The sequence below is a fragment of the Neobacillus sp. 114 genome (assembly GCF_030127045.1).
GTDB classification, from domain to species: Bacteria; Bacillota; Bacilli; order Bacillales; family Cytobacillaceae; genus Neobacillus; species Neobacillus rhizophilus.
The window spans coordinates 1018291-1037412 of record NZ_CP126144.1; the positions used below are offsets into that span (position 1 = coordinate 1018291).

At 36.5% G+C, this 19122-nt stretch carries 21 protein-coding genes and 2 pseudogenes; 13 read left to right on the plus strand and 10 right to left on the minus strand.

Annotation, left to right across the window (positions count from 1 at the left end; all coding sequences use genetic code 11):
- Nucleotides 1–73: 73 nt before the first annotated feature.
- Nucleotides 74–379, minus strand: coding sequence for a hypothetical protein (locus tag QNN06_RS04985; protein WP_284037150.1), 306 nt, complete (start codon nucleotides 377–379; stop codon nucleotides 74–76).
- Nucleotides 380–518: 139 nt separating this feature from the next.
- Entirely contained in the window at nucleotides 519–1310 is a 792-nt protein-coding gene (locus QNN06_RS04990; protein WP_213118521.1) for a YwqG family protein, read from the minus strand.
- A gap of 229 nt (nucleotides 1311–1539) precedes the next feature.
- On the opposite strand from QNN06_RS04990, the gene QNN06_RS04995 reads away from it, so the two are divergent.
- The gene (locus QNN06_RS04995; protein ID WP_213118520.1) at nucleotides 1540–1875 is read left to right on the plus strand and encodes a hypothetical protein; all 336 of its coding nucleotides are present in this window, start codon (nucleotides 1540–1542) and stop codon (nucleotides 1873–1875) included.
- A 543-nt stretch (nucleotides 1876–2418) separates the two neighbouring features.
- Here the strand turns inward: QNN06_RS04995 and lspA are convergent.
- Nucleotides 2419–2856 carry a signal peptidase II gene (gene lspA / locus QNN06_RS05000; RefSeq protein WP_284037151.1) on the minus strand — a complete coding sequence of 146 codons (438 nt, stop codon included), beginning with the start codon at nucleotides 2854–2856 and terminating at the stop codon, nucleotides 2419–2421.
- Nucleotides 2857–3143: 287 nt separating this feature from the next.
- Nucleotides 3144–4604 (minus strand): S8 family serine peptidase, encoded by a 1461-nt coding sequence (locus QNN06_RS05005; RefSeq protein ID WP_284037152.1) that lies wholly within the window; start codon nucleotides 4602–4604, stop codon nucleotides 3144–3146.
- 230 nt (nucleotides 4605–4834) lie between these two features.
- On the opposite strand from QNN06_RS05005, the gene QNN06_RS05010 reads away from it, so the two are divergent.
- Nucleotides 4835–5110, plus strand: coding sequence for a group II intron maturase-specific domain-containing protein (locus tag QNN06_RS05010; RefSeq protein ID WP_284037153.1), 276 nt, complete (start codon nucleotides 4835–4837; stop codon nucleotides 5108–5110).
- Nucleotides 5111–5825: 715 nt separating this feature from the next.
- On the opposite strand, the gene QNN06_RS05015 is transcribed toward QNN06_RS05010, so the two are convergent.
- Nucleotides 5826–6404 carry a CBO0543 family protein gene (locus QNN06_RS05015; protein WP_213118517.1) on the minus strand — a complete coding sequence of 193 codons (579 nt, stop codon included), beginning with the start codon at nucleotides 6402–6404 and terminating at the stop codon, nucleotides 5826–5828.
- Nucleotides 6405–6693: 289 nt separating this feature from the next.
- Here QNN06_RS05015 and QNN06_RS05020 point away from each other — a divergent pair, with 289 nt between their 5' ends.
- Both QNN06_RS05020 and QNN06_RS05025 read left to right on the plus strand, forming a co-directional pair.
- Nucleotides 6694–7032, plus strand: a complete 339-nt coding sequence (locus QNN06_RS05020; RefSeq protein ID WP_284037154.1) for a DUF5655 domain-containing protein — start codon at nucleotides 6694–6696, stop codon at nucleotides 7030–7032.
- 157 nt (nucleotides 7033–7189) lie between these two features.
- A complete protein-coding gene (locus tag QNN06_RS05025) occupies nucleotides 7190–8302 on the plus strand; it encodes an L-dopachrome tautomerase-related protein (RefSeq protein WP_284037155.1) in 1113 nt (370 codons plus the stop codon).
- 142 nt (nucleotides 8303–8444) lie between these two features.
- Here the strand turns inward: QNN06_RS05025 and QNN06_RS05030 are convergent, their stop codons facing one another.
- From QNN06_RS05030 to QNN06_RS05050, 5 genes are read right to left on the minus strand one after another with little or no spacing between them, the layout of a single operon-like run.
- Nucleotides 8445–8744 carry a spore coat protein gene (locus QNN06_RS05030; RefSeq protein WP_213118515.1) on the minus strand — a complete coding sequence of 100 codons (300 nt, stop codon included), beginning with the start codon at nucleotides 8742–8744 and terminating at the stop codon, nucleotides 8445–8447.
- Nucleotides 8745–8762: 18 nt separating this feature from the next.
- Entirely contained in the window at nucleotides 8763–8957 is a 195-nt protein-coding gene (locus tag QNN06_RS05035; RefSeq protein ID WP_213118514.1) for a hypothetical protein, read from the minus strand.
- A gap of 17 nt (nucleotides 8958–8974) precedes the next feature.
- On the minus strand, nucleotides 8975–10111 hold the full coding sequence (locus QNN06_RS05040; protein ID WP_213118513.1) for a zinc-dependent alcohol dehydrogenase: 1137 nt from the start codon (nucleotides 10109–10111) through the stop codon (nucleotides 8975–8977).
- Between the two features lie 18 nt (nucleotides 10112–10129).
- The gene (locus QNN06_RS05045; RefSeq protein ID WP_213118512.1) at nucleotides 10130–10498 is read right to left on the minus strand and encodes a spore coat protein; all 369 of its coding nucleotides are present in this window, start codon (nucleotides 10496–10498) and stop codon (nucleotides 10130–10132) included.
- A 16-nt stretch (nucleotides 10499–10514) separates the two neighbouring features.
- Nucleotides 10515–10760, minus strand: coding sequence for a spore gernimation protein GerQ (locus QNN06_RS05050; RefSeq protein WP_213118511.1), 246 nt, complete (start codon nucleotides 10758–10760; stop codon nucleotides 10515–10517).
- Nucleotides 10761–11086: 326 nt separating this feature from the next.
- On the opposite strand from QNN06_RS05050, the gene QNN06_RS05055 reads away from it, so the two are divergent.
- From QNN06_RS05055 to QNN06_RS05100, 9 genes and pseudogenes are all read left to right on the plus strand, one after another.
- Nucleotides 11087–12205 (plus strand): GerAB/ArcD/ProY family transporter, encoded by a 1119-nt coding sequence (locus QNN06_RS05055; RefSeq protein ID WP_284037156.1) that lies wholly within the window; start codon nucleotides 11087–11089, stop codon nucleotides 12203–12205.
- Nucleotides 12206–12393: 188 nt separating this feature from the next.
- Nucleotides 12394–13842: a spore germination protein gene (locus QNN06_RS05060; protein ID WP_284037897.1), complete on the plus strand. Its 1449-nt coding sequence runs from the start codon at nucleotides 12394–12396 to the stop codon at nucleotides 13840–13842.
- A 59-nt stretch (nucleotides 13843–13901) separates the two neighbouring features.
- Nucleotides 13902–15050, plus strand: a pseudogene (locus QNN06_RS05070) (Ger(x)C family spore germination protein).
- Nucleotides 15051–15070: 20 nt separating this feature from the next.
- Nucleotides 15071–15295, plus strand: coding sequence for a hypothetical protein (locus QNN06_RS05075; RefSeq protein WP_213118507.1), 225 nt, complete (start codon nucleotides 15071–15073; stop codon nucleotides 15293–15295).
- A 5-nt stretch (nucleotides 15296–15300) separates the two neighbouring features.
- A pseudogene (locus QNN06_RS05080) lies at nucleotides 15301–15627 on the plus strand (Tn3 family transposase); the annotation flags it as partial.
- 303 nt (nucleotides 15628–15930) lie between these two features.
- Nucleotides 15931–16236, plus strand: coding sequence for a DUF4870 domain-containing protein (locus tag QNN06_RS05085; RefSeq protein WP_213118506.1), 306 nt, complete (start codon nucleotides 15931–15933; stop codon nucleotides 16234–16236).
- A 71-nt stretch (nucleotides 16237–16307) separates the two neighbouring features.
- Nucleotides 16308–16766: an NUDIX hydrolase gene (locus QNN06_RS05090; RefSeq protein ID WP_213118505.1), complete on the plus strand. Its 459-nt coding sequence runs from the start codon at nucleotides 16308–16310 to the stop codon at nucleotides 16764–16766.
- 174 nt (nucleotides 16767–16940) lie between these two features.
- Nucleotides 16941–17372, plus strand: a complete 432-nt coding sequence (locus tag QNN06_RS05095) for a MarR family winged helix-turn-helix transcriptional regulator (protein WP_284037158.1) — start codon at nucleotides 16941–16943, stop codon at nucleotides 17370–17372.
- A 287-nt stretch (nucleotides 17373–17659) separates the two neighbouring features.
- Nucleotides 17660–19030 carry a DJ-1/PfpI family protein gene (locus tag QNN06_RS05100; RefSeq protein ID WP_284037159.1) on the plus strand — a complete coding sequence of 457 codons (1371 nt, stop codon included), beginning with the start codon at nucleotides 17660–17662 and terminating at the stop codon, nucleotides 19028–19030.
- Nucleotides 19031–19122 lie beyond the last annotated feature (92 nt).

The window sequence follows — 19122 nt, forward strand, 5'->3', positions numbered from 1 at the left end:
AACTTCTGCCTATAATCCTTTTTTTAGTGCCCCACTAAGGACGAGTTTTCTTTGTTTTTGACAGCTTCTTCAATTAAAAACCCGGTACATCCACACATTTTCTAATCGCATCCATGATCTTATCTACTGCATCCTCAATCTTGATCTGTACTTCCTCATTATATAGACCAAGTGATGAATAAGCCGCAGCGTAGAAGTCAACGAACATATTCGCAGCTTTCTTTGGAATATGGTCAGATTCGGACCATTCTTCCGAAAGGTAATGAAGAACCTCAATAATTTGAATAACCTTTTCTGTCTGTAAACCATATCCCAATCGAAGAGAAATTAGTAGCCCATCGTCTCCCAAAAGCAAATCTACCAAAGTATCTACATTCATTTTTATCACCTCTTTATGATGCATGGGGACGGTTCTTATGCATCATTTCAGTCGTTTTCAGCCCATGCACCTAAGCTAAGATGGAACCTGAACCGGCACCGCGGAATGAGACAAGAGAACCGTCCCTATGCATCTAGTTTTAAAAACACTGCAAGGTGAACCTTACTTTATCAAATTGCTTATTCGCTAATTCCTCTTTATCTATGCAGAAGTAAAGCAGCCCGCAATCGCCCCACATGACCCCTAAATCCTCTTCATCGGAGTCGATTTGAAACAGTAATATCGGTTCCTTTTCATCGTTATATAGCTCTTCAAACACATCGTTTTGCACATTAAATGGTTCTCCGAGCATATAGTGGGAGGGGGAGGTGTTACCTTCTTCATCTTCCAGCTCCATTAATTCTTGGCGAAAGTTCCAAAAGTTCTCTTCTTCGTCTTCGTTTTCAAATGTAAGATTAGCAGGATTTTCAGATATCGTAGAGATGTTCTTGAAATTCACCTGGTATGCATTTAATGGATAATAGTTATCGCTGATCTCCGGATACTCTTTTCTTTTCAATGTGGCCAAATCGCCATCAAAATAAAGTACCTTAAAGCATCCCTCTTCCTCTTCAAAGCCCCAAGGCTGCTCAACGACATCATAAAAAAGATACAAGATCCCGCTGTTTGGAAGCAAACCATCTTTATCATATGGTTTCATTTCTTTCAGTTTAAATTGCCCGATGAACGTTAAATAGCCGTTATCATATTTGGGAAATTCCATTTCATCAGGCATATCTGGCAAACCGCCTAATTTCGAAGAACCAATTGGAATATACTCTTGGTTTACCTTTATTTTTTCTATTTTAATAGAATTCTTCAAAGCTGAGATAATATCTGCTTTTTTATGGTACAACTCATGTTCGCGAAGTAAATTGTCAATGTGCTGCATAAAACAGAATCCCCCTTTTTTTGCCGTTTTTTTACACCAACCAAACAAAAAAACCTGCTTTAAAGCTATTATATAAAAAAATTCAAAGCTCGTTTGTTAAGATATGGTAAATGATGAAAACTGTTGAAGTATATACGTCCTATGAACTAATCCATCTGATACATATATCAAGCTATTTGCTATAATAATACTATAATTGGAAAATTTATGCTTTAAAGGAGATGGGAATATGGACGCAAAAACATTATGGGAGAAGCTTATTAATAAAGCTAGAGTAACAGAGTTCGAAATACATACTGTTCCGCAAAATAGTAGTACCCCTTTGTGGTTTCAGGTCGGGGGCCAAGGAAGCTATTTAGTAATAAGTAAAGCAAGGTCTAATAGCCCAAGTGTCAATCTTTCAAATGACAGAAGGATTAGCTTTAAAGACTTTGAGTTTGTTCACGGGTTTTATGAGCGCTGGCAAAAAGGCGAAACCGGTGTTCGGCAGGAGGTCTCCAGAAAGTCACAGAATACGGCTTACATTTTTGCATTAATTGCTCATGCTACTAAAGTGTTGGTTTAAATGCTTTTAAGCAATATGGAGGGAGTTCTATGCAAATAGTTAAAAAATACAAAAACGGGCACATCTCCTTGTTAAGGAAATAATGCCCCTGTTTATGGGATAGAGTATTTTTCGTACCACTTTCCCTATTTTTTTATATTCATCTACTTATGTGTATATACCCAAATAACTTAACTAAAGAAAGAGCCTTTAACAGGGCTCTTTTCCAAAATTCATTATTTCAAGGTTTCATATCAATGCCTCTGACCTTACTTAGGTCTGATGAAATAAAGAGAAGCGTATCAAACGAACGATACGCTTCTTTGGAGGTGGGAGTGCCCTATGTGCAGGAGGCGTGGCGGTGAGAGATTTCCGTCTCTCTATGTTAGAATATGTAAAGAGAATAAAGAAGATTGGACAAGCATGGAAAATAAGAAAATTATTTTAAAAAAATTCTTCTCTTCGAGACAAAAAAATCTTATGTGTTGGCAGGTGACCGTCAACGATTTATGATTGGTCAATATCAGCTAGAAGGGGAAAGAAAATGTGTATTTGTAGGAAAATCTAGTGCTTATTTTTAAACCATCTAACGACCCCATAAATAATAAACAGGAACACCCCTATTTCAATCGCATGGTCGGCCAAGTTAAGAATTCCGCCAGAGCGAATGATAAAATCTGTCACTTGCCCAAACAAAAGTCTATCAATCCCATTTCCAATTGCTCCTCCGACCAGGAATCCAAAACTGCAATCGATGAGAGCACCCTTCATTTCTCCGGTTCTGCGAAAATATAAAACACCTATTACGAAAAACACAGCCACAACTCCGAAAAGCCGTGCATTGCCTTGAAATAAACCTCCTGCCATCCCGCTATTTTCGATATGTGTGAGATGTACTCCCCACAATGTAAATGTTTCATTGAGATCAATGTAGGCCCGAATTAGATATTTAGAAAGCTGGTCCATCACAATAACGAGGATTGCAATTACATAAAATAGCATATAATAGTCCTTCTCTCTTGCAGAATAACTTGCATCCTAATCACCATTATAATTGGAAGCTTTTTTCTATACTATTATGAAGCTCGCCTTTTTACGCGTAAAACTTCTGATTTTCACCTCCAGGACCGCGCAATATTCATTGTCCTGAGTTATGATGGTTTAAATGCTTTGTGGCAGTACGGAGAGACTTATATGCCAATAGTTAAAGAACAAAAAAACGGGCACATCTCCTTGTTAAGGAAATATTGCCCCGTTTATGGTATCGAGTATTTTTCGTACTACTTTCCCTATTTTTTTATATTCATCAATGCTCGATAAGCATTTGCTTCCCCAGAACCATATAAGGCATCTTGGCCTGGTTTTCCGTAGTCGATCGCTGTTTGTTTAATGACGGCTGATACTTGCGAAGGCTTTAACTCAGGGTGTGCAGCTTTAATAACGCCCGCAATCCCAGCGACTTGAGGTGTTGCCATTGAAGTACCTGCATTATAATTGTATGGCGTACCTAAGTAGGTTGGCCATGTGCTTAGGATTAAGTTAGAAAAATCCGCCGCGGCTGGATCAAAGGTTTCGGCATATTTCGAACCAAAGTCCCCTCCAGGAGCTGCTACATCAATCGCACTGTTTCCATAATTGGAGTAAAAGGCAAGTTCTGCTTTAGACCATTTGTTTGAGGCCGATACATTGATCACTCCAGGCATTTGTGCAGGTACAACTGTAGTTGGTCCTTTAAGTGAGATTCCATATGGTTCATAAAGCGAGTTTAAGTAATTAGTAACCTCATTCTTGTCATCCAGGTTCAAGCTTTCATTTCCACTACCCGCTACTACGGTTACGTCGTTCTTCAGAGCGTATTGGATCGCGCGCTTCCACAATAACGTATCGGCCGTTGTTTTATAGGTTTCTCCTTCAATGATTGTTTTCGAAGTATTATAGAGTCTTAGAGACATATTAATGACGTCTACCTTATCATTCGCAGCTTCTATGATGCCATCAATGATAAAGGATGGGAGAGTAAGAGCTTGGTCCGAAAAGAATACACGATAGGTGCGAATTCCTAGGTCTGGTCCTACACCTTTAACATTTCCATTTGCTGCAATGATACCAGACACATGTGTTCCGTGACCGTTACGATCCACAATGTCATTTGGGTCACCAGTTTCTGTTTCATCCATTCCGGCAGGGACCAGATTCCGTCCGCCAATAAGATTCTTCTGTAAATCTGGATGTGTTGGGTCAATCCCAGTATCAATAACCCCTACCACCGCTTTATGTACAGTTTCTCCTTTTTCATTTTCATATCCGCCGGTTTCAATTTCATATGATTTCCCATTGTTCGTTACCCGTTGGGTGTCCCACTGCTCCTCCCAAAGACTTCCTTGTTGGTTGAGAGCTGTTGTTTGGGCAGTGTTTTGAATCATCGCCGGCTGGTTTAATGCAAGTGGTATCTCTTTACTAGCAACCTCAATGGAAGGTACTTTTTTGAGATTACTTAGAAATGCAGGATTATCGGACTGTGCTTCGATTCCTCCCACTTCCGGGAGTGCTTTTACCACTCGGCCGCCTGCTTTTTTGATTGCTTCTTCGTAGCCCTTTGGCAGCTCGTTTTTAAATGCAATCACATACAGGCTTTTTCCTTCTGATTTCGATAATTGGTTTTCAGCAGCCAGGCTAGGTGCTGCACCTCCTGCCACAATTCCGAACCCTACTGTAACGGAAAGCATGGTTTTTACTAAAACTTTCTTCATGATAATCCTCCTTTTGTTATGGAATATATTTCCTTGCCTATCACCATATTAATTTACCATTGTTATTCTAGTTTTGGAAATAAATTGTATTAGACGCATCAATCAACAATGCAAAATAGGTGAAATTGCTTATTGGATAGGAGGATGTTTTTGGGGGACAAGCACTTCCAACGGAAGCAGCCAAAACAGTAATAGAAAAATGGTTCTTTTGTGATGTTTATAAGGAATGGTTGAAGATTAATAGAAATAAAGATATTCATATAATTATGGATAGATTTAGACGCTTACTGATAGGTTATTGCAATTATTATTGCATCACAGATAATACCCAAAGTGTAAACAAATTCAGAGACAAAATCGGATATTTACTGTTTAAATGGCTCAATAGAAGAAGTCAGAGGAAATCATTTACTAGGGGTAAATTTAGACTCTTTCTCAATAAATACCCATTACCTTACGCAAGAGTTAAGATTAACATATATGACCTAAGAAAAGGGATCGACTAGCGGAAGAAGGAAATAGAAAATAAAGTTAGAATCTATTAAAAGGAATTAAATTTGTTATTCCAAGTCAGAATAGTTAAACAAATATTGATTAATTGGGAGTTATAAGATGAAAAATAACAAAAGAAATAGAGACGGCTTTTTTTAAGATACCCTAATTGAATTTATATTTGAAGTGGTTTGGAACATCTTAATGTTTATACCAAGAATGATAATTCGCTTTATAGGGAACATTTGGTGAAGTGATTAGTCAAAATAGAGCTAACGAGGGCGTTTGAAAATAAGAACAGTCGCTTTTTTACAAACGGGGGAGCATCCCTGTAATCAATGAAAGTGCTGGTCAAGTTTGTGAAAAAACGTACTTAAAGTAACGGGAGTTTAGTTGAGAAGAAAAACTAATAATGCGTATTTGACTCAAAATGAGAAGCAAGAAGGTGACTGAATGTTTGAAAATTGTAACGGAAAATGAAGTCGTTTAGATGCTTTTGAAAAATGATAAAGAAAAGTATGTTAATAGTGACATTCTATACTTCAAACTATGCTTTCTTGAGTTCGGTTATTGGAAAGACCATAATCGGACTGATAAGTGTGAAGAGGATGAACAGGAATATAGGATATGGCCCTTCGCTTATGTTGGACTGATAATAGACTATTATTACGTATTAAGTGTATGAACTGAAAAATATAGAAAAAGCACCCATATTTTGTGAGTACTTTACTATTGTCTATTCTGAGCTGAGAATTTAGGTTTATGTAATATATGAAATAACCAGGTTATAACTTTTGCTATCAAAAGTACAAATACGTATCCAAAAAATAAGTGAAAATAATTAATTTCACCGTACATTCTAAAAAGACCAGTACTTACTAAAATAGGCTTTAAAATAAATGCAAATATAGCAGCAGTTATTATAGCATATAGGTAATAATTTTTATGATTATTTAATGTCCATTGGTAAATGAGCATGAAGGCCACAGGGACCATGGAAGTGTCCAATGAGATGCTTGGCAGTGCAGGGATAATCTGATAAGGGTAATGCCAATACCCTCTATTTATACCGTATAAATCGATAAATGTAAAAAAAACATGAACGTTATATCCATAAAAACCAATTAGAAATACTTTACTTCGGTCAATCTTAATATAAAGAATAACCAATGGGACTAAAAGAATAGCGATTAAAACCCAAAACTGCCACGTAGAAGGGTTAGAATAGTCTGTCCAATAATTAATTAAAGAATCGGTATTCTCTTTTCTACCGTATAGAATCTTGTCAAATTCATGTAAACGTTCCATTAAACTTCCTCCCTAATGTTTGCCAATTATACAGTTAGAATAACCTAATATATTTAGTTTATTAGTAATTAAATTAAGAAGATAATTATTTCGCATTTGATGATATTGTGAAGAAATGTACTTAAGCTATCGGGGGCAATCCTTCAAGATCGGCTGCTTGAAAAACAGGCAGCCGTTATTGCGTTAACGTGGGAGGTTAGTGAATAAAGAAATGGTAAAAGGATGTAAAAAGAGGCAAAATAAAGGTAATAAAGTTTAATATTTTAAAGTGAAAGCAGGAGATGGTGATATGTCAGAAGATGAATTATTCTCAAATAAGGCATCTAATGTTTATGAAATATATTCAAAAATACTCTATTTATTGAAAGAAATTGGACCTTTTGAAATTGAGTTTAAAAAGACTTCTATACATCTTTTGAATAAATCTGCCTTCGGAGGAGTTCATCCAAAAAAGAAATGGTTAGATTTTAATTTAGTAACAAACCATCAAATTGAACACGAGAAGATTACTAAAATTGAACAAGTTTCAAAAAACCGATTTCACAATAACTTTAGATTTTATAGTGAAGACGAACTAAATCAGGAGTTTTTAGTTCTTTTAAAAGAATCATATCAATTAATGAGTTAGTTAACAGGAGACCTTTAAATTAAAATGTTTCCTTTCTTCTGACAGACTTATTAAATTTCGAAAACAATCCATTCAATCATCTTTTCGTATAGAAAAACTTATTAAGAAACATGCACTAGAAAAAATATAAATCATATATAGGTGATATCCCGTTTGTATGCTTGAGGAGGATATTAAACCGATGTTACCTAGTGAAAAATATTTCGGTAATTTAGAATTAGTTTATGAATTTTATGGGGCTATGCCTACAGGTGTTACTGTTTCAGAAACCGGTCGTATTTTCATTTGCTTTCCGAAATGGGGAGACGATGTTAGATTTACGGTGGCGGAAATTGTTGAGGATAAATTGCAGCCTTATCCTAATTTACAAACCAATATGGTTAACCCCGCGAATATCACAATGACTTTCATCAGTGTCCAAAGTGTAGTTGCTGATGGAAGGGGAACGCTTTGGATATTAGATACAGCGGCACCTAATTTTTCTGAACCTATTAAAGGGGGGGCAAAATTAGTCGCTGTTGATTTAGAAACCAATACAATAAGAAAAGTATATACCTTTACAGAAGATGTTGTCCTGCCTACAACTTATCTGAATGATGTCCGTTTTGATTTTCGTGTTGGAAAAGCAGGTTATGCCTATATAACGGATTCTTCTTCAAGAGGCCCAGGAGCTATTATCGTCGTAGATTTATCAAATGGAAACGCGTTTAGACGGCTAAATGGGGCAAATTCAACTTCACCCGATCCCTATTTTTTACCGAAAGTAGAAGGTCAAATTTTAATGAATCGAAACAAAGACGGTTCAACTTCTCCATTTAGATTGGCGTCTGATAGTCTTGCGATTTCTCCCGATGGAAAGATATTATTTTTTGCTCCACTAACCAGTCGTCATTTGTTCTCGATCTCAACAGAAGCCCTGAGAGACATAACGATACCGGACATAGATTTACCTTATCATGTGGAGTATTGGGGAGAAAAAGGTGCGTCTGATGGAATGATCACCGATGCAAAGGGAACTGTTTATGCTGGAGATTATGAAAACAACAGTATCCGTAAGATATTGCCAAATGGCATAATGGAAACTATCGCACATGATCCGAGAATTTTGTGGCCGGATACTTTTTCAATTGGTCCGGATCAATATTTGTATGTCATTGTGAACCAATTACATCGACAGCCTAGATTTCATTATGGAAAAGACTTACGACAGAAACCTTATAGTTTACTTCGTATCAAAATTGATGAATTTCCTGCTCCGACCTTTTCATAATAAAAATAGTCAATTAATTGTTTTCATTATATATTGTAAAACAAACACGAGTAAGCAAGAAGTATTAACTTTATTTACTTCCGCCAAATAAACTCATAATGGTTTAAAAGGAACAGTTTGTTAAACTGTTCCTAGAAATTTTTTATAATGTCGGTAAGTTCAATGCTGTATTGATATTATTTAAATCCAAACTGATCTGTTCGTTTGTATCCCAAGCATGGTACCATCCTTTTTCTACCATATATGTGGATATTTGTTCATGCATATCAAGAGCTTCCACTAAATGGCGAGTGAGCATTTCTTTAATTTCCGGTGTTCCTGCCTCCGTAGCTGCCATGGCATAATTTCTAATTCCACTTTTGGCTGAAATGAGTAGATCCATTGCAACGACTTGATCCGATAGTCCGTCCATGCCCGTTAAATTTTCAATGATTGGATTCATGTTCATTCATCTCCTAATTTACTGCTTAGCGTTGGAAAGGATAGAAGCATATTCTTGTAATTGTTTCGTAGATACATCAATGTCTTGCTGCATAATATCTTTTAATAGCTGATCTGTAACTAACGCTTTCATCGTTTTTGATTTAGTTAAACAAGTGGTCTTAAATGCAGCCATCTCATGGACCTCAAGAACTTCATGTAAGGCGTAGTTCATTTTTTATACCTCCTTCCTCAAGGTTTCAACACGACTTTTATACAATCATCCATTTTTGTGTCAAAAATCTCATAGCCACGCTTTGCTTCACTAAGTGGAAGGACATGACTTACGACATCTCCTGGATCAATTTTTCCGGTCGAAACTAATTCAAACATATATGGCATATAGTGGATGACAGGTGCTTGACCGGAGCGGATATTGATATTTCGCTGCATAATATCTCCAAGAGGGAAACCATTATATCTGCCGCCGTAAACGCCAGTAACTTGAATTGTCCCGCCTTTACGCACTGCTTGTGAAGCCATGATAACCGCACTTAATGCTCCGCCATGAAGCTTCATTCCGCTTGCAAGGAACTCCATATCAGTCATTTTACCGTCCATACCAACTGCATCAATGACAACATCAGCGCCGCCTTTGGTGATTTCCTTCAGGTAACTTCCTACATTCTCATGGTCCTCAAAGTTAACAATTTCTACTTTGTTGGTGCGCTTGGCGTGCTGCAGGCGATAATTGACATAATCAACGGCAATGACTCGCTTTGCCCCTTTTAACCAACAGAATTTTTGAGCAAAAAGACCAACCGGACCACAGCCAAGAACAATAACTGTATCTCCATCCTTTACACCTGCATTGTCAACACTCCAAAAACCAGTAGTCATCGCATCGGCAATAACTGCTAACTTTTCATCTGGTTCTTCACAAGTCTCCGGAATTTTGAAATGAGTAAAGTTGGCAAATGGCACTCTTAAATATTCAGCTTGCCCACCTGGATAGCCACCCGTCGTACCAGAATATCCGAAATAGGCACCCATATCACCATTATCATTTGAATTATCACATTGGCTTTCCAAATGGTTTTTACAGTACTGGCATTCACCGCATGCTATATTAAAGGGAATAATTACTCGATCTCCCTTTTTTACTTTAGTCACTCCTGGACCAACTTCTTCGACGATTCCCATTGGTTCATGGCCAATAACATAGTTTTCCTGCAGGTTAGGAATCATACCATGAATTAAATGTAAATCAGACCCACATATAGCTGTACTCGTTACTTTAATAATCATGTCATCTGGTTTTTCAATCTTTGGATCTGGAACTTCTTTGACTACAACATTTTTAATACCTTGATACGTTACTGCCTTCATTGGTTACAGCCTCCAGTGTTAGTGTTCATCAGGTGTCCGATCAAACATACCTTTTCTATTGGTCTCAACAGGGAATAGATTCATTTTGCCAATCATCAAAGTATTGTTGGCAGAGAGTTGATCTAGTTTATACTGTTCACTTAGTTCGTATGGATGGAACCATTTTTTATTAATCATTAATTCTGTAATTTCTTGGTGCATGGCAATCCCTTGCATTAACTGGTTTCGTAAAAGGGTTCTAACATCAGGTGATGCTGACTCCGTTAATGCAACCGCAATATTGCGCACACCTTCTTTGGCACGAAGAAGTAAATCCATCGCAAAGGTCGTATCTGCTAGCTCTGGTACGTGTAGCGAGTTTATAGGGTCTAAATAGTCCTGGTTCAATGAATTTGCCTCCTTTTCAATTTATTATTGGTGTTGGCCGGTTTTGAGGAACTGGAGCTTCAAAAGGTGCGCGTTGATAAACTGCCTGTAATTCTCCAAGCGCTTGCATGGATTGTTCAACATCTTTTTGCATTAATGCTCTCAAATCATGATCAAATACGAGTCCTTGCATTAGTTTTGATTTCGCTAAGCATAGGGTTTTAAAATTAATAACCTCATGTAGATCCAAAGACTCATGATCGGCTAATTTTTGAATATCCATTTTGGTTCCCTCCTTTTTGACTAGCTATAATACAAAGGTATTATTCCAAATTTTTAATGAATCATTCTTTAATAGTTTTTTTAAGAGGTGGGAAAAACGCTGATTAAATGGGCTGGAATAATCATATTGTAGTGAAAATTCATTCATAAGGTATCGCTAATAAATACTCGATATATTTTTTGATTAAAAGGGCATAGGTTTAACCCATACAACTTAGGAAAAGAAAATGAAAACTTTGTTATTTTCATCTAATTAGTTTTTTACAACCTGCATTTTTTATTTTTTTAAAGAGATACTATATAAAAATAAATAAAGAGGTAAGAGTTATGCACGATAAAGGGAGGATTACAGCCTATCAAATGGCACTGATGATATATCCAACCATTTATGCCACAGCTGTTCTAATGGTTCCAGAAATTACAGGACAATATGTGGGACGCGATAGTTGGGCAGCACCCATTTTAGGTTCCTTAAATGGATTTTTTACTGCTTATGTCCTTTATAAATTACATAAGATGTATCCAAATGAATCACTTATTCAATATAGTAAACATATTATTGGACCCTTTCTAAGTAAAATACTTGGATTATCCTACCTGTTCTTTTTCTTGTTTATGTGTGGGTTCATTTTAAAGGAGTATTATTTTTTCATTGGAATTTCCCTTTTACCAAAAACTTCAATGATTGCAATTATAGGAAGCGTTGTTATTATGGCATCCCTCGCTATAACTGGGGGAGTAGAGGTGCTTGGGAGAGCTTCCCAACTATTCATTCCTATTTTCATTCTCCCTATACCGATATTTACAATCATGCTTCTTAAAGACTTTGATCCAAAGAATGTTCTACCGATCTTGGAACATGGTTTGTTACCTGTGCTCCAAGGTGCCGCTGCCCCACAGGCTTGGTTCAGTGAGGTATTCCTTATATCTATGTTTCTTCCCTTTTTAAAAGATCCTGAAAAAGGATTGAAATGGAGTTTTATCTCAGTATTTGCGGTTATGCTTAGTCTTGTTAGTTTAAATTTACTGACTATTTTCCTATTTGGAGAGATGACTGCTAGTTACACTTTTCCTGTTTTCAAGGCTGTACGGTTTATCAGTCTTTCTGATTTTTTTGAACATTTAGAAGCGGGAATTATCACTATTTGGATTTTAGGTGCGTATATCAAAATTACAGTCTTCTATTATGCATTAGTTTTGGGTACCGCACAATGGTTGAACCTTTCAGACTTCAAGCCAATCGTTTTACCATTCGGTTTATTAATATCTCTATTTGCTATTTGGGAATTCGCAAATTTACAGGAACAGTTTGAATTTTCAAAGTTCATCTTCCCGTTTTATGTTCCATTTATGTTAACTGTTCTACCAACAATATTATTGATTATTGCTAAGATACGGACAAGAAATACTATGAAGAAAGAGCCACCACGTATATCCAATTATTAGAAAAGGTTGATTTTCAAATATTTTATCTCAGACCCTTCCTTTTCTGTTTTGATCTTTTTGATCGAAAATCAATCAGTCAAATAAAAAATGATGTTTTAATAAATAGGAAATTCGCTAACAGAAAGGACTTGTTCAACTTGTTTCGAATTTTAAAAAAACGTCCTCAAAAACAACATCCTATTGAAGAAATGAGTAACCGAAATCTTCCTCTGTCAACAGAGTTGGATAAAAATCTTCAAATTCTAAAATCCATTTATAAGGGTTGCATCGATGTAATCTATCATCCTTTTTTAATTGCCGGAAAAACAAACCTTGTATATATTGATGGCTTATCTGATACAGAACAAATAGATTCTAGCGTCCTTGCTCCTTTAATGTCTAAAACAATTGATAAATCGATTAACCTTCAAGAGACATGTGAAAATATACAATTATCAAATATACGAGTGGTCAAGACATATGATGATTGTATAAAGAACATTTCTAATGGAAACCCTTTAGGACTAGCCAAATGGGATAAGAGGTCCATTAAAGAACCTGATTCCGAAAGCGTAATCCGGGGACCAAGAGAAGGATTTGTGGAAACTTTGGGAGTCAATATTTCCATGCTTCGGCGAAAAATCAGAAGTCCTAACCTAAAAATGATTAAAATGAATATCGGGAGTTATTCTGATACAAGTATAATCATTGCTTATATAGAGGGAATTGCTAATCAGTCATTAATAGATGAGGTTCAAAACAGACTACAGAAAGTCGAAATCGACAGTGTTTTGGAAAGCGGATATATCGAGGAATTGATAGAGGATAATGTTTTTTCACCGTTTCCGCAGTTACTTGATACGGAACGACCAGATGTCGCCTCAGCTAACCTATTGGAAGGACGTGTCGTCATATTAGTAGATGGTACTCCTTTCGTTCTAATTGCTCCTGTAAGCTTTTTTTCTTTTTTTCAGGCACCTGATGACTATTACCAACGTTATTTGATTAGTTCTGTTATAAGAATAATGCGTCTTTTCTTTATGTTAATTTCTGTATTCTTACCTTCGCTCTATGTCGCAGTTTCCAGCTTCCATCAGGAGATGGTACCTACAACCTTGATATTAAGTATGGCATCGTTACGGGAAAGTGTCCCATTTACTGCCTTGATAGAGGCAGTAATAATGGAGATTGTTTTCGAAGCGCTTCGTGAAGCAGGGCTCCGTCTACCTAAACAAGTCGGAGCTGCAGTAAGCATTGTAGGGGCATTAGTTATCGGGCAAGCTGCTGTTCAAGCAGGCCTTGTTTCTCCTCTCATGGTAATTGTTGTGGCGATTACAGGCATTGCTTCTTTTATGATTCCTCGCTACTCAGAAGGAGTTGCTTTAAGATTGATTCGCTTTCCCATCATGATGCTTGCTGGAACGATGGGGCTATATGGATTAGCGCTTGGTTTTATTGCGATAGTCATCCATTTATGTAAATTACGCTCTTTCGGTGTTCCATATCTTTCACCAATAGCCCCAACAATAGGACGAGATATGAAGGATGCTTTTATACGTTCTCCTTGGTGGATGTTAAATACACGACAACATTTAACTGGAAGAATTAATAAGTACAGACAGGCTCCCAATCAGCAACCAAAGCCAAAAAATAGATGAAACTTACTGAAATTAAAAGGAAGGGAATTGAAAGAATGAATGATACTTTGTTTCGAATAATGAAAGCTATTCTTTCCTTCTTTCTTATTCTTTCACAGTGTGTTTTGCTAACTGGTTGCTGGGACAATAAGGAACTAAATCAATTAGCCATCATAGTAGGAGCAGCCATCGATAAAGAAAAAAATAATAAAATTAAATTAACTGTTCAAGTCTTCATTCCTCAATCACAAAGTGGTGGCCAACAAAGTAGTTCTGGTAAGGCCCAAGTAGAGATCAAATCAGCTGTTGGAACAAACCTGGCTGATGCTGCATCCAATCTTCAACGGGAATATTCACGCAAACTTTTTTGGGGACATTGTAAAACATATATTTTTGGCTGATCCCTCTCTGAAAAAGGGAACCTCGGAAGACAAATAGACTTCATAGACCGTCACCCAGAGCCTCGCGAGGATTCTCACTTATATGTCAGTGATGGAAAGGCATCTGACATTTTACAGCTATCAGCTTCATTAGAAAAATATGTAGGAGATGTGCTTAGAAAGATGTCGGAAATGCATGTTGGTGCAAATATGACATTGAAAGATTTTGAACTGATGGTTACAAGTGAAGGAGGAGGTGCACTATTACCGCTTATTAAAATCAAGCATCAAAATAATGATGATAGGAAAATGAATGTCTCTCCCATTATTGGTGGCACAGCTATTTTTATGAGAGATAAAATGATTGGGAGAATTAATGAAGTTGAATCAAAAGGATTATTATGGGTAAGAAATCAAAATGAATTACCTGAAATAACAGGGTATCCCAAAAAAGGGCAAACCATTTCACTATATCTGAAAAGAACAAAGACAAATCTGGTTCCAAAAATTGAAAACGGAAAATGGAGTGTCACTATAAATATATCAAAGGAAGGGATGATTGTTCAAAATGGAAGCAAAATAAATATTATGAGTAAGAAAAATACAAAAAGAGTAGAAAATTATATAGAAAAAGACGTTTCTAATTCCATAGAGAAAGCCCTTAAGCAGGTAAAAGATGGAATGAAGGTGGATCCCTTTGGATTTGCTACTGCTTTTCATCGTAAATACCCAAAAGAATGGGAAAAAGTAAAAGATCACTGGGAAGTTGTTCTTCCAGATATCTATGTAGAAACGAAAGTTAAGGTACATGTACTAGAGCCTGGGTTGTCGACCACTACTTTGGAGTGAAATGAAAAAGGAGCAAAAAAATGAAGATATTTGAGCTTATAGGAATATCCATATTAGTTTTTCTGATCCTCTTACTTGAATGGCGGAAGTTATATCCAAATCAAAAAAAAGAAAAAATAATACTTGTGACCTTAACAGGAATAAGCTTGCTAGTTGCTATCTTACTTCTTTACTTTCCAGAAATTCCGGGTCCAACTCAAATGATTAGTTCCCTCTTTTTCCCGCTAGGGAGGATGCTTAAATAAAATATCAATCACTAGAATATCAATCTATCCAATCAGCCAAGTCATTGATGGAAGCACTAGATATTATTAAAAATATGAATGATACCGGTAAACGGAAGGGGTCCAGAAGGAGCTCCTCTTAGTTTTGTCTCTAATCGGGAGTAGAAACATGTATATGACGATGATGGAAGTATCAATCGTCATTATTATGAAATGGCAGCATTAACTGAATGACGAAATCATATTCGGTCAGGAGATGTATCTGTTCGAGGCAGTAAACAAATAAAGATTTTGAAGAGTATCTAATTCCAAAAGAAGAATGGTTAGAAACTGGTTCCCATCATAATCGGCTTGAACTTCCTCTAGTTAAATTCTGAGCGGCAGCTGCGATCTCTTTTCTTTTTGTGCTAACGCGGCAGTTAAGTTGAAGAAAAAATTTTTAACTTGCTCCACAATCGGGGCATATAGTGGAGTAATCTCAGTAGCTGAAAAAATGTAAAAGAATAGTTCGCATACTGGAATTTTGATTTGGACTACGACCAAAGTCGTATAACGATTTAGTTCATAGCCTGATGTAATATTCTAACCAAAACTTTATAATGATTAATGAATAAAGGTTTGGTAAATATTACGATACAAAGAGGAGTAAATGTTAAATGGAAAATAAGGGATTCAAAATATTGATTCATGCTAGTACTTGGTTTGCACCTATACTAGTTCCCATTATCACATATTTTATTATTTCAGATCGAGAAATTAAAAGCTTATCCTTACAGGCTTTGGTATTTCATATTGTGATTGGTATTTTAATCTCAGTGTCTGCTTTTTTTTCTTGGATATTAATCGGGATTCCATTCCTCATTATTTTTGGACTCATTGCTATAATAGCTCCGATTGTTGGAATTGTTAAAGCATTTAATGGGCGTCCTTTTCGATATCCTATTATTGGATCATGGTTTTGATTAAATCTAAACGAATCTAATCGTGTTAAATAGAGGTAAATTAATCTCCAAAGAGAATTGAGGAGGAATGGATGTCGCAAAATGGAATTGTTTTAGTAGCAAGTGTGTCAATCTTTAGTGATGAAAAAGTCTTGATTATTAGAGAGAATAAACCAACTGCTGTTGATAAGTGGAACTTTCCGAGTGGACGTATCGAATATGGTGAGGACATTCTCTATTCAGCTCGAAGGGAAGTTAAAGAGGAAACGGGGTTGGACGTAAAATTGATTGGCACTACTGGTGTATATAATTTTATCAGTAGTACGAACAATCAAGTTATTTTATTTCATTTTATTGGTGAAGTTACTGGAGGATCATTAAATCTCGAAGAAGGTGAGATTTCCGACAGCAAGTGGATAAAAGTAAATGACCTTGTAACATTTGAAAACGAAGACTTAAGAGAACCGAATGTAATAAAGCAAATAATCGATAACCTATTAAAAGAGAATTTACACTCGATTAGTGTGTATAATGAGCAACTTATTAAATAGTTTTTAATGAGCTCTAACGGGTGCAAGAGTTGAAGATGGGATCGCCGCAGGCGGTCCTTTAAGTATTTACAACTATAAACCAAGTTTCTTATGTCTGCGGTAAGTAACAACTATTGCAAAAGTACAATAGTTTTGATATACAAGTTATAAAACACAATAAACAGGTGATGAAAAATGAGACAGGAAATATTTGGGGAATTCTTATTGTCTATTATTAAAATGTCGGGTGTACTCGGTGGTGATAAGTCTTTTGTTGAAGGGCTGACCCCAAAACAATTGCATCTTTTAATGGAAATAGGCTCCAATACATACCGTCACGGAGATTTGGCTGGCATTCTTGGTGTGGAGCCTTCCACGTTGACAAGGACACTGGATCCACTTGTGAAATCCGGCCTGGTGGAAAGGCAGCACAACCTGGACAATAGAAGGGAAGTACTTATCAAACTTACCGGAAAGGGCTTGGAAGCAGTAGCGAATGCTCATGAGAAACATCATCAGTTGTTTGCGGACATTTTAAAACAAGTTCCAGAAAACAAGCGAAAGCAAGTAGATGAAAGTGTGTCTATTTTGTTGGAGATTATCAAGAAGACAAACGTTAAGCATTAAAAAATAGAACGGCTGCCTGGATATTGAACCGAGTTTAATTTTCAGGCAGCCGTTTTTATATAAAATAATTGTAAAAATACAACAATTGTGTATTGACAACGGATGAAAATGTTTTATATTTGTATATATACAACATTTATAATTAAGCAATTAAATCAATGATCTTGGTTATAATAAAATTGGTCTAGTCTGGCATCATATTGTCTTGAAAAGGCGGGTGTTTATTTAGATGGAGTAGTTTTTCTTAGTGAAAAAAATAAAAAAATATTATTCAGAGGAGAATCAAAATGAAGTTATTATTACGTGTAGTTGTCTATATAATGACGTTCGTTATATTTTTGGGAGGGGTTGGTGTGTATGGATATATTCGCACCAATCAGGAATATTGGAATCCTACTCGACAAACACCAATCCCTGCTTTACAACGCGTGAGTGTGCCGGAACATAATCCCCAAAAACCAACAGTAGCTGTGATTTTATCCAATCAGACCACTGAAGTGTTTGATTTTATGGTTCCCTATGAAATGTTTGCGATGACTGAATCTTATAACGTGTATGCAGTTGCTCCAGACAAAAATATGAAAACCCTCTCTGGGGGCTTGGATCTGATTCCGCACTATTCTTTTGATGAACTGGATCGATTATTAGGAAAAAGTCCAGACCTTATTGTAATCCCCGCCATGCCTATAGTTGACGAAGTAAAGTATAAACCTGTCCGGGAATGGATTCGAAAACATTCTGATACAGAGTTGTTAAGCATTTGCGCTGGAGGGTTGAATCTGGCGGATACAGGTCTATTAAAAGGGAAAGAAGCAACAACTGACTGGAAAAGTTTTGATTATCAAGAAGTTAATAAATATCCTGATACAAAGTGGAGAAGGGATTTGCGTTATGTTGTAGACGGGAACATGGTTTCTTCAGCTGCAATTACTTCTGGAATCGATGCCGTCCTCTATGTGATTTCAAAGCAATTAGGCGAACCAATGGCGGAGAAAATAGCAAATAAGATCCATTACCCTTCTTATCATTTCGTGAAAAATCCAAAGGTAGATCCATATTATGTGGATGGAAGTGAATTGATTTATACGTTCAACACAGCATTCCAATGGCACAAAAAAACAGCAGGGGTATTGTTGTATGATGGGATGGATGAGGGGGCACTTACCACGATTTTTGATACGTATGCAAATTCAGGAACAACAAAAATCTACACCGTCTCAAATGCTAAGCAGCCTATTGTTACGAAGTATCACCTTAACCTAGTTACTCGATATCACATGTGGAATGTGCCGAAGCTAGATCGAATGTTCGTTCCGGGGGAAGAAGCGAAGTCTTTAGCTGCAGAAGAAGTCAAGGATTGGAACGTAAGGGGTAACAAAGTAAACCTCGAGTTTATTCACAGCGGCTACTCAGACAGATTTATGTTTGATGTGACACTCGAAGATTTAGCGAAGCAAGAGGACGTCCTAACCGCTAAATATGGTGCCAAGCGAATAGAATATCGTGCTGAAAATCTAAAATTCCAAGGCAGTCCGTTTTCCTATGAATCTTTCGGGATACCAGTTTTAATCAGTTTAGCTGCAATACTTACAGCTTTCTTTATTGATAGAAGATTCATTCGAAAAGAGAAGAAAGGGCGTCAATCATTAGCACTTTGATCAGTCGAAATCTTCGCTTTTTATGTATCTTAATGTTGGTACATTGGTTTGTGTAGGTACTATTTTTTATCTCTCAAAGTTTTCTGAAATCT

Excerpts from the sequence above, each read along its gene's own strand:
- QNN06_RS05060 (WP_284037897.1), top strand. The coding sequence starts at position 12,394 with ATGAGTAACCGAAATCTTCCTCTGTCAACAGAGTTGGATAAAAATCTT.
- QNN06_RS05040 (WP_213118513.1), bottom strand. The coding sequence starts at position 10,111 with ATGAAGGCAGTAACGTATCAAGGTATTAAAAATGTTGTAGTCAAAGAA.
- QNN06_RS04995 (WP_213118520.1), top strand. The coding sequence starts at position 1,540 with ATGGACGCAAAAACATTATGGGAGAAGCTTATTAATAAAGCTAGAGTA.
- QNN06_RS05100 (WP_284037159.1), top strand. The coding sequence starts at position 17,660 with ATGAAGTTATTATTACGTGTAGTTGTCTATATAATGACGTTCGTTATA.
- QNN06_RS05075 (WP_213118507.1), top strand. The coding sequence starts at position 15,071 with ATGAAGATATTTGAGCTTATAGGAATATCCATATTAGTTTTTCTGATC.
- QNN06_RS05025 (WP_284037155.1), top strand. The coding sequence starts at position 7,190 with ATGCTTGAGGAGGATATTAAACCGATGTTACCTAGTGAAAAATATTTC.
- QNN06_RS05015 (WP_213118517.1), bottom strand. The coding sequence starts at position 6,404 with ATGGAACGTTTACATGAATTTGACAAGATTCTATACGGTAGAAAAGAG.
- QNN06_RS05005 (WP_284037152.1), bottom strand. The coding sequence starts at position 4,604 with ATGAAGAAAGTTTTAGTAAAAACCATGCTTTCCGTTACAGTAGGGTTC.
- QNN06_RS05030 (WP_213118515.1), bottom strand. The coding sequence starts at position 8,744 with ATGAATCCAATCATTGAAAATTTAACGGGCATGGACGGACTATCGGAT.
- QNN06_RS05085 (WP_213118506.1), top strand. The coding sequence starts at position 15,931 with ATGGAAAATAAGGGATTCAAAATATTGATTCATGCTAGTACTTGGTTT.
- QNN06_RS05095 (WP_284037158.1), top strand. The coding sequence starts at position 16,941 with ATGAGACAGGAAATATTTGGGGAATTCTTATTGTCTATTATTAAAATG.
- QNN06_RS04985 (WP_284037150.1), bottom strand. The coding sequence starts at position 379 with ATGAATGTAGATACTTTGGTAGATTTGCTTTTGGGAGACGATGGGCTA.
- lspA (WP_284037151.1), bottom strand. The coding sequence starts at position 2,856 with ATGCTATTTTATGTAATTGCAATCCTCGTTATTGTGATGGACCAGCTT.
- QNN06_RS05050 (WP_213118511.1), bottom strand. The coding sequence starts at position 10,760 with ATGGATATTCAAAAATTAGCCGATCATGAGTCTTTGGATCTACATGAG.
- QNN06_RS05035 (WP_213118514.1), bottom strand. The coding sequence starts at position 8,957 with ATGAACTACGCCTTACATGAAGTTCTTGAGGTCCATGAGATGGCTGCA.
- QNN06_RS05090 (WP_213118505.1), top strand. The coding sequence starts at position 16,308 with ATGTCGCAAAATGGAATTGTTTTAGTAGCAAGTGTGTCAATCTTTAGT.
- QNN06_RS05020 (WP_284037154.1), top strand. The coding sequence starts at position 6,694 with ATGTCAGAAGATGAATTATTCTCAAATAAGGCATCTAATGTTTATGAA.
- QNN06_RS05055 (WP_284037156.1), top strand. The coding sequence starts at position 11,087 with ATGCACGATAAAGGGAGGATTACAGCCTATCAAATGGCACTGATGATA.
- QNN06_RS04990 (WP_213118521.1), bottom strand. The coding sequence starts at position 1,310 with ATGCAGCACATTGACAATTTACTTCGCGAACATGAGTTGTACCATAAA.